The organism is Mycobacterium sp. (assembly GCF_035314905.1).
Classification (GTDB): Bacteria; Actinomycetota; Actinomycetes; order Mycobacteriales; family Mycobacteriaceae; genus Mycobacterium.
Window position 1 is genome coordinate 1 of the sequence record NZ_DATFYW010000220.1, and the last position, 8603, is coordinate 8603.

Genomic DNA, 8603 nt, shown 5'->3' on the forward strand with positions numbered 1-8603 from the left:
GGATCTGCCGATCGCACTGCTCGAAGACGTCATCGCGGTCGGTGGCGGCTTCTTGATCGGGTACCTGGCGAGCATGGTGTGACCGCCGGGCAATTCGACGCGATCATCGTCGGTGCCGGCCAGGCCGGACCTCCGCTGGCCCGGCGTCTCACCGCGGCAGGGCATACGGTCGCGGTGGTGGAGCGCAAGGACATCGGCGGCACGTGCGTAACACCGGGTGTATCCCCACGAAGACGCTGGTGGCCAGTGCGCACGCGGCGCACCTGGCGCGCCGCGGTGCGGAGTACGGTGTCGGCACCGGTCACGTCAGTGTGGACATGGCCAAGGTCAAGGCCCGCAAGGACGGCGTCACGCTCAACGACCGGGCCGGTGTCGAGTCCTGGCTCGACGGCATGGACGGCTGCACGGTGATTCGCGGCCACGCCCGCTTCGAGGACCCGAACACGCTGCGAGTCAACGGCGAATCCATCCGCGCCGACAAGATTTTTCTCAACGTCGGGGGCGTGCGGTGGTGCCCGACATGCCCGGGCTGGCCGACGTCGACTACCTGACCAAGGTGTCGATCCTCGAACTCGACACGGTTCCAGACCATCTCGTGATCATCGGGGGCAAGCTACATCGCGCTGGAATTCGCTCAGATTTACCGGCGGTTCGGTGCCGAGGTGACCGTCGTGGAGCGCGGTCCGCGTCTGGCATCACGCGAAGATCCCGATGTGTCGGCGACGATCAAAGACATCCTCGAGGCTGAGGGCATCGCGATCGTGTTGAACGCCGACGACATTCGCGTGGCGCGCGACGGCGACCGCGTCGCGGTCACGCCGCGGGCCGATGCGGCGACGATGGTCGGCTCGACCTGCTGGTGGCGGTGGGCCGCAGGCCCAACACCGACGACCTCGACCGCGCCGGCGTGCTGACCGACGCACGCGGCTTCATCGTCGTCGACGACCAGCTGCGCACCAACGTGGCCCACATCTGGGCGATGGGCGACTGCAACGGCCGCGGTCAGCGACCGCATCACCACCTATGCGCTCCACATCGATCCGCCGCTCGGGCGTGCCGGGCAGACCGTCACCGAGGTGCGCCGGTCCGGGCGCAGGGCGCTCGTTGGGTGCCGGCGATGACGAGGGTCGGCCGCGCGGTGGAAAAGGGCGGGACACAGGGCTTCATGAAGGTCGTCGTGGATGAACAGACCCACCAGATCCTGGGCGCGGCGATCTTCGGAGTCGGCGGCGACGAGGTCGTCCACGCGATCCTCGACGTCATGTCGACGAAGGCGCCCTACGACACGCTGGCGCGCACGATGCGCTCGGCCGGCCAGCAGCTGTCCGGTGACCAGGGCGACGCGCCGGCCGAGGTGCTCGCAGGTTCGCACATCGGCGCTGTGCACCTGATCGGGGTTCGCGTCGACGTCGGTTTGAGTGCCCCCGCCGAGCCAGAACCCCAGCCGATTCAGGTCGTCCTCGGGCCGGTCGAACTCTTCCATCCGGCGGGCAAACCCAGATTGACCCAGTGCAGGTGGTGCTGGGCGGCGAACACCGCCAGCGACGTCAACGCAGCCAACTTGTCGCCGCATTTCGCGCCGGAGTTCGTGAAACCGGCCGCCACCTTGTCTCGCCACGCGCCGTCGAGGCATCGTCGGCCCGTCTGCTCGGCGAACGCCTGAAAGCCCGCGGAGACGTTGCCCATGTACGTGGCGCTGCCGAACACGATGCCGTCGGCCAGGTCAAACGCGGCCCAATCGGATTCGGTCATCGCGTCGACGGCGATCATGCTGACGTGTGCGCCGCCGTCGCGGGCACCCCGGGCGACCGCGTGGGCAAGCACCTCGGTGTGGCCGAATCCGGAGTGGTAGGCGATGGCCAGGTTCACCGCGTCCATCGGGCGACCTCCTGATAGCGGTTGCCCCAGTTGGGCAACTCGTCGCCGCCGAGGTAGGCGGCGAGCCGGTCGAGGAATGCGTGGGTGCCGGGCAGGGACCCGTTCGCGTTGCCGACACCCAGCCCGCGGTGGGTGAAGCGCAGCAGGGTCCCGTCGCCGTCTGCCCCGCAGTTCGTATCGCACGACGCCGTCTTCGACTATCGAGTGCCTCCACTCGTGTTCGAAGACATGGGGCGGATCCCACACCAGGATGCGACGGGTCATCCGCTTGCGGTCAGGGGGCAGTGACGGACCGGACGGCACCGTCTCGATCATCCCCCCTTCGCGTGCGTCGATCGTGGTGTCGCCGAGCCAGCTACGCCGGTGCGACGGATCGGTGATCGCCGATCACACTGCCTCGATCGGATGCCCCAGGCGCCGCTCGAAGGTCAGCACCGCGCGGTCGCCTTCGACCGTGATGCGCCCGTTTCGCTCGCTCAATTCGTCCTCCTCGAGGTGTCGTCCAGATGGTGTTCAAGGGCGTCGAGATGGGCGGTCCGGTATCGGCGGTATTTGTCGATCCAGTCGTCGATCGGGATCAGCCCGTCGGCGCGCAACGCATAGATGCGGCGTTGCGCCTCGGGCCGCACCTCGACCAGGCCCACTTCGCGCAGCACGCGCAGGTGTCGTGACACCGAGGGCTGCGTCAGCCGCGGCAACGTGGCGACCAACTCGCCTGCCGTGCGCTCGCCCTCGGCGAGCACCTCCAGCAGCGCGCGCCGGCTCGGGTCGGCGACCGCTTCGAAAACGTCCACGCAGCCAGTATTATCAAACTTCTATATAGAAGCAAGACGATATAAAGCGGGTCAGCAGCGCCGAACGAGCAGAGTCTGCGCGCACACCCCGACGAAACCCGTGCGGTCGAAGATCTCCGCGCTGGTCACCCCGATGCCGTCCGGGCCGATCGACCCGCGCGCCCGCAGCGCGAAATCCTCGCCGGTGGGCAGCCGGTGCAGGTGCACGGTCGTGTCGGTGTTCATGAAGATGAACCGGGTGAAGTCCAGCGCGGAGCCGATGCCGTTGGCGGAGTCCACGGCCAGGGCCAACTTTTCCAGTGGCGTGGTTTCCTCGCCGTTGACCAGCTGCGCGGCGATGGTGAGCCAGAACACCGAGCCGGACTCCTGGTCCGGCTGCGGCCGCCAATCCACGCTCGCGAGATACCCGCTCAGGTGCCACCAGTTCGCAGGCAGTGGCCGGGCCGGACCTTCGACAAGGACGGGATAGCGGTCGGAGGCGACATCGCCGGTGTCGCCGGTGGCCAGCGCCCATGCGCTGACGCGCGCCGCCGCACGGCTGTCACCGTGGTCGGTCGGCGTCATCTCCGCGGCCAGCAACGAGATCCGCCGGCCCGGACGCTCGACCCACGCCCGCACCCGCACGGGGCGCACCGGGATGGCACCGAGGATGTCGAGGGTCAGCCGGCCGACCCGCATCGGTGAATCGGCGAGTAACTCCTCGATCGCCTTGGTGAGCAGCGCCAGCGGCGGGGAACCGTGCTGGATGTCGGGATCCCAGTTACTGCGGGTGGAGTCGGTCGGCGCGAACAGTTCATGCTCGCCGTCCCTGCCGAGCCGGCGGTAGTAGCAGTCGGTCACGCGGCGTCACCGGCGCGCAGGACGGCGTCCTCGCCGCCCTCCCGCAGCGCCTCCGGCCATCCCGGGTACGGCGGCGGTGTGCCGCCGAAGGCCGGGCAGTGTGCGCGGTGGGCGCACCAGTCGCACGACTGCGACGGTCTGGGCCGGAAATCGCCTGCGGCACCAGCAGATTGGATGGCCTTCCAGATGGCCATCAACGTCTTCTCGAAGCGCAGCAGCTCGTCGAGCTCGGGGGAGTAGTCGAGAACCTGGCCGTCGGCGAGGTAGAGCAGCCGCAGCCGGGTCGCAACGACGCCGCGGGAGCGCAGCAGTGCCACCGCGTAGAACTTCATCTGGAACATCGCCTTGAACTCGGCAAGCGCCCGCGCCTCCGGCGGGGCCTTGCCGGTCTTGTAGTCGACGACCCGCAGCTCGCCGGTCGGGGCGACGTCGATGCGGTCGACGAAGCCGCGCAACAGCGTGCCGTCGACCAACTCGACCTCCACGCGCTGTTCGCGGGCCTGCGGATCGAAGCGCGTGGGGTCCTCCAGCCGGTAGTAGCCCGACAGCAGGGCCCTCGCCTCGTCGAGCAACTCCGCCCGCCCCGCCGGATCGAGGCCCTCGGCGAGGTCCGGCTCCGCGGCGACCACGCGTTCCCAGGCCTGGCCGACAAGCGTCATCGCGGTCTGAACACCCCGCTCCGCGGCAGGCAGGCCGTAGAGCCGCTCAAGCGCGACGTGCACGACCGAGCCCCGCAGCTGCGCGGTGGACGTGGGCTCGGGCAAACGGTCGATCGCACGGAACCGGTACAGCAGCGGGCACTGCTTGAAATCGCTCGCCCGTGACGGCGACAGCGCGGGTCGCCGTGCGACCGGGGCGGGCTCGTCGGTCATGACCGAACACTAGAACCATGTGCCGACAACCCCGGGTACCCGGCGCGGCGCGTCTGGCAGTGTTATCGGCTATGCCGCGCACCGGGCCGTTCGCCGAAGGCGACCGTGTCCGATTGTTCGCCGCCGGCGAACGCGTCCAGCTCACCGACGCCAAGGGCCGTCACTACACGATGGTGCTGACCCCCGGCGCGGAGTTCCATACGCACCGCGGCGCGGTGGCTCACGACGCGGTGATCGGGCTGGCCGAAGGCAGCGTGGTGGAGTCCGCCAACGGCGACCCGTTTCTGGTGTTGCGGCCGCTGCTGGTCGACTACGTGATGTCGATGCCGCGCGGCGCTCAGGTGATCTATCCGAAGGACGCCGCCCAGATCGTGCACGAGGGCGACATCTTCCCTGGCGCGCTGGTGCTGGAGGCCGGTGCGGGTTCCGGGGCGATGACGTGTTGGCTGCTGCGCGCGGTCGGGCCGGGCGGACGGGTGATTTCCTACGAGGTGCGAGATGACCACGCCGGGCACGCCGCACGCAACGTGGCGACGTTCTTCGGCGCGCGGCCCGACAACTGGGAGCTGGTGATCGGCGACGTCGCGGGCTACACCGGGCCGCAGGTCGACCGGGTGGTGCTCGACATGCTGGCGCCGTGGGAGGTGCTCGACTCGGTGGCCGCCGCACTGGTTCCCGGCGGCGTGCTGGTCATCTATGTCGCCACGGTCACCCAGCTGTCCCGCACGGTGGAGGCGCTGCGCGAGCAGCAGTGCTGGACCGAGCCTCGGGCCTGGGAGACCCTGCAGCGGGGCTGGGACGTCGTCGGGCTCGCGGTACGGCCTCAGCACTCGATGCGCGGGCACACCGCGTTTCTGATCAGCGCGCGCAGGCTCGCGCCCGGCGCTGTCACACCGGCACCGCTGCGCCGCAAACGGCGCTAGTCGTCATCGCTGCGGCGCAGCCCCCGGCGGGTGGACAGCAGTTCGACCTCCGGCCGGCCGGCGACCAGCCGCTCCGCGGCGTCGAGCACCTCCACGACGTGTCCCCGGTCGGGCGCCGTGACCGCCACCCCGATGCCCGCGCGTCGGTACAGCTCCAGGGCGCCGGTTTCGGCCGCCGACACCGCGAACCGGCGCCGCAGTTCGGCCACCAGCGGCCGGACGACGGACCGCTTCTGCTTCAGCGAGCGCACGTCGCCGAGCAGCAGGTCGAATTCCAGCCAGCCGATCCACATGGCCCGCGGCCGTCACCCGGTCGGCGTCGGGGCTGCCGGCGCGGGCGTCGATGTCTGATTCTGGCCCAGCGTCAGCAGGATGTTGGCCGTGGTGCGCGACAGCTGCCAGCCGCCCTGGAACGGCCGGAACTCCATCGGGAACGTGAATCCGCCGCCCAGGGCGGGGTTCTCGCTGTGCACGGTCACGTCCGCGGTGACGCTGCCCGGGTCGGTGTCAGACCATGCGATGTTCTCGGCCGTTAACCCCAGGGGCGTGTACTGGTTGTCCTGCAGCGCCTTGCCGAACTTGTCGATCTGCGCGGCGCTGTCCGCGCTGGCGCCCTCGATGAGGTTGATCTTCTGGGCGCCGGGAACCGACGTGTCGGCGAGCTTGTAGAGAACGTCCGTCAGCACCTCGGGCGGCGGCAGCGGGGCGGCGGGCACCGGTGCGGCGGCGCTGGCCGTCGTGGTGGGGGCGGACACGGATGCCGCCGGGTGGCTCGTGCTCCCGCAGGCCGCGAGTCCGGGCGCAACCGCGAACAACGCGGCAGCGAGCAGGGCCAGGGCCGTGGATCGCTGCCGCACCGTCGATCGGGTCAGGACGATCTAGCCGGCGCCCGCGAACGATGAAAGCAGCGTGGTCGCCGACCCGCGCGACAGCTTCCAACCGCCCTCGTCGACGAACGTGACCGTCTGCGAGGTCGGCGCCGTCTTGGGACCGGTGGCGGTAACCGTGGCTGTTGCGGCGCCTGGTCCGGAGGGCTGGATGTTCGCGATCTGGAACGACAGCGGCAGGGCGCCGTTCTGGGCGGCGTTGGCCATCAGGTGGTCCGCCGTCCGGCCCTCGATGATGCCGACGCCACCCTCGACGAGGTTGCCCTTACTGCGGAACGGCACGCTCGGGTCGGCGAGTCCGTTCAGGACGGTCATCAGCTGATCGGTGGTCGGCATATCTGCCGGATCCTGCGGCAGTGGCACGCCGAACACCGCAGGGGTGACGGCCGGCGTCGGGGTGGTAGGAGCAGGTGCAATCGATGTCACACCGACCGCCGCAGCGCCGACGAGCGTTGCTGCTGCGAGGCCAGTGGTTAGGTATTTCAGGCTCACAACATTCCTTTCGTTCAGCCCGGCTAAAACGTAACGCTAGCAGTTCAGAAGGCGCGCCCAGGTTTTAGACCGACGCGATTGGGGATTCGCCGGTAGCGTTGAAGTATCCACCGCACCAACTTCCGGTGCGGGAGAGGAGCGCAACATGAGTGAGTCAGAGCGTTCTGAGCCATTCGGAACACCCATGTCCAGCGACGATGCTGCCGAACTAGAAGAGCTGCGCCGAGAGGCGGCCGCCCTGCGCGAGCAGCTGGACACCGCGCTGGGCCCCCAGGGCGGTGTGCGTAGTGCCCGCGATGTACACCAGCTCGAGGCGCGCATCGACTCGCTCGCCGCGCGCAACGCCAAGTTGATGGAGACGCTCAAGGAAGCCCGCCAGCAGCTGTTGGCGCTCCGCGAAGAGGTCGACCGGTTGGGCCAGCCGCCCAGCGGTTACGGGGTGCTGCTGGGCGTCCAGGAAGACGACACCGTGGATGTCTTCACCTCGGGCCGCAAGATGCGGTTGACGTGCTCGCCCAATATCGACGTGCAATCGCTGAGGAAGGGCCAGACGGTCCGGCTGAACGAGGCCCTGACCGTGGTGGAGGCCGGCACGTTCGAGGCGGTCGGTGAGATCAGCACGCTGCGCGAGATCCTGGCCGACGGACACCGTGCGCTCGTGGTCGGGCACGCCGACGAGGAACGCATCGTGTGGCTGGCCGAGCCGCTCGTCGCCGTCGAGGACCTGCCTGCCGAAGTCGCCGAGGCGTTCGACGACGACCTGCGGCCCCGCAAGCTGCGGCCCGGCGACTCGCTGCTGGTTGACACCAAGGCCGGCTACGCGTTCGAGCGCATCCCCAAGGCCGAGGTCGAGGACCTGGTTCTCGAAGAGGTGCCCGACGTCAGCTACAAGGACATCGGTGGCCTCTCGCGCCAGATCGAGCAGATCCGCGACGCGGTGGAGTTGCCGTTCCTGCACAAGGAGCTCTACCGGGAGTATTCGCTGCGGCCTCCCAAGGGCGTGCTGCTGTATGGCCCGCCCGGCTGCGGCAAGACCCTGATCGCCAAGGCGGTCGCCAACTCGCTGGCCAAGAAGATGGCCGAGGTGCGCGGCGACGACGCCCGCGAGGCGAAGTCCTACTTCCTCAACATCAAGGGCCCCGAGCTGTTGAACAAGTTCGTCGGCGAGACCGAGCGGCACATCCGGCTGATCTTCCAGCGGGCACGTGAGAAGGCGTCGGAGGGCACACCGGTGATCGTGTTCTTCGACGAGATGGACTCGATCTTCCGCACCCGCGGTACGGGTGTGAGTTCAGACGTGGAGACAACGGTCGTCCCGCAGCTGCTGTCCGAGATCGACGGCGTCGAGGGGCTGGAGAACGTGATCGTGATCGGCGCCTCCAACCGTGAGGACATGATCGACCCGGCGATCCTTCGGCCCGGCCGCCTGGACGTCAAGATCAAGATCGAGCGGCCGGACGCCGAAGCCGCGCAGGACATCTTCAGCAAGTACCTGACCGAGTATCTGCCGGTGCACGCCGACGATCTCGCCGAGTTCGAGGGCGACCGCACGGCCTGCATCGAGGCGATGATCGTGAAGGTCGTGGACCGGATGTACGCCGAGATCGACGACAACCGTTTCCTGGAGGTCACCTACGCCAACGGTGACAAGGAAGTCATGTACTTCAAGGACTTCAACTCCGGGGCGATGATCCAGAACGTCGTGGACCGCGCGAAGAAGTACGCGATCAAGTCGGTCCTGGAGACCGGCCAGCGCGGCCTGCGCATCCAGCACCTGCTCGACTCGATCGTCGACGAGTTCGCCGAGAACGAAGACCTGCCCAACACCACCAATCCCGATGACTGGGCGCGGATCTCGGGCAAGAAGGGCGAGCGGATCGTCTACATCCGCACGCTGGTCACCGGCAAGTCGTCGAG

At 68.7% G+C, this 8603-nt stretch carries 8 protein-coding genes and 3 pseudogenes; 3 read left to right on the forward strand and 8 right to left on the reverse strand.

The features are described 5' to 3' along the window. Positions 1 to 78: 78 nt before the first annotated feature. Positions 79 to 1303: pseudogene (locus VKG81_RS19435) on the forward strand (mercuric reductase); the annotation flags it as partial. Here VKG81_RS19435 and VKG81_RS19440 read toward each other — a convergent pair. The 5 genes and pseudogenes from VKG81_RS19440 to VKG81_RS19460 form a co-directional block, all read right to left on the reverse strand. Next, a pseudogene (locus VKG81_RS19440) lies at positions 1304 to 1878 on the reverse strand (flavodoxin family protein); the annotation flags it as partial. Further along, a pseudogene (locus VKG81_RS19445) lies at positions 1866 to 2358 on the reverse strand (SRPBCC family protein). The pseudogenes VKG81_RS19440 and VKG81_RS19445, both read right to left, overlap by 13 nt. Continuing rightward, positions 2355 to 2672 carry a metalloregulator ArsR/SmtB family transcription factor gene (locus VKG81_RS19450; RefSeq protein WP_324398367.1) on the reverse strand — a complete coding sequence of 106 codons (318 nt, stop codon included), beginning with the start codon at positions 2670 to 2672 and terminating at the stop codon, positions 2355 to 2357. Before VKG81_RS19450 ends, VKG81_RS19445 begins: the two are co-directional and overlap by 4 nt. 51 nt (positions 2673 to 2723) lie before the next feature. After that, positions 2724 to 3512, reverse strand: coding sequence for a thioesterase family protein (locus VKG81_RS19455; protein ID WP_324398368.1), 789 nt, complete (start codon positions 3510 to 3512; stop codon positions 2724 to 2726). After that, positions 3509 to 4384 carry a RecB family exonuclease gene (locus tag VKG81_RS19460; RefSeq protein ID WP_324398369.1) on the reverse strand — a complete coding sequence of 292 codons (876 nt, stop codon included), beginning with the start codon at positions 4382 to 4384 and terminating at the stop codon, positions 3509 to 3511. The genes VKG81_RS19455 and VKG81_RS19460 overlap by 4 nt, the downstream gene beginning before the upstream one ends. Positions 4385 to 4455: 71 nt before the next feature. On the opposite strand from VKG81_RS19460, the gene VKG81_RS19465 reads away from it, so the two are divergent. Then, entirely contained in the window at positions 4456 to 5307 is an 852-nt protein-coding gene (locus VKG81_RS19465; protein ID WP_324398370.1) for a tRNA (adenine-N1)-methyltransferase, read from the forward strand. Here VKG81_RS19465 and VKG81_RS19470 read toward each other — a convergent pair. Genes VKG81_RS19470 through VKG81_RS19480 form a run of 3 tightly spaced genes read right to left on the reverse strand, consistent with a single transcriptional unit; the run spans position 5304 to position 6686 of the window. After that, a complete protein-coding gene (locus VKG81_RS19470; protein WP_324398371.1) occupies positions 5304 to 5600 on the reverse strand; it encodes a DUF503 domain-containing protein in 297 nt (98 codons plus the stop codon). The genes VKG81_RS19465 and VKG81_RS19470 overlap by 4 nt on opposite strands. Before the next feature lie 12 nt (positions 5601 to 5612). Then, positions 5613 to 6164, reverse strand: a complete 552-nt coding sequence (locus tag VKG81_RS19475; RefSeq protein ID WP_324398372.1) for a hypothetical protein — start codon at positions 6162 to 6164, stop codon at positions 5613 to 5615. 21 nt (positions 6165 to 6185) lie between these two features. Then, positions 6186 to 6686 carry a hypothetical protein gene (locus VKG81_RS19480; protein ID WP_324398373.1) on the reverse strand — a complete coding sequence of 167 codons (501 nt, stop codon included), beginning with the start codon at positions 6684 to 6686 and terminating at the stop codon, positions 6186 to 6188. 145 nt (positions 6687 to 6831) lie between these two features. On the opposite strand from VKG81_RS19480, the gene arc reads away from it, so the two are divergent. Continuing rightward, positions 6832 to 8603, forward strand: a 1772-nt coding sequence (gene arc, locus VKG81_RS19485; protein ID WP_324398374.1) for a proteasome ATPase, incomplete at its 3' end; no start/stop codon positions are given.

What these genes read in the sequence shown, in the direction of transcription:
- VKG81_RS19470 (WP_324398371.1), bottom strand. Translation starts at nt 5,600, where the DNA reads ATGTGGATCGGCTGGCTGGAATTCGACCTGCTGCTCGGCGACGTGCGC.
- VKG81_RS19465 (WP_324398370.1), top strand. Translation starts at nt 4,456, where the DNA reads ATGCCGCGCACCGGGCCGTTCGCCGAAGGCGACCGTGTCCGATTGTTC.
- VKG81_RS19460 (WP_324398369.1), bottom strand. Translation starts at nt 4,384, where the DNA reads ATGACCGACGAGCCCGCCCCGGTCGCACGGCGACCCGCGCTGTCGCCG.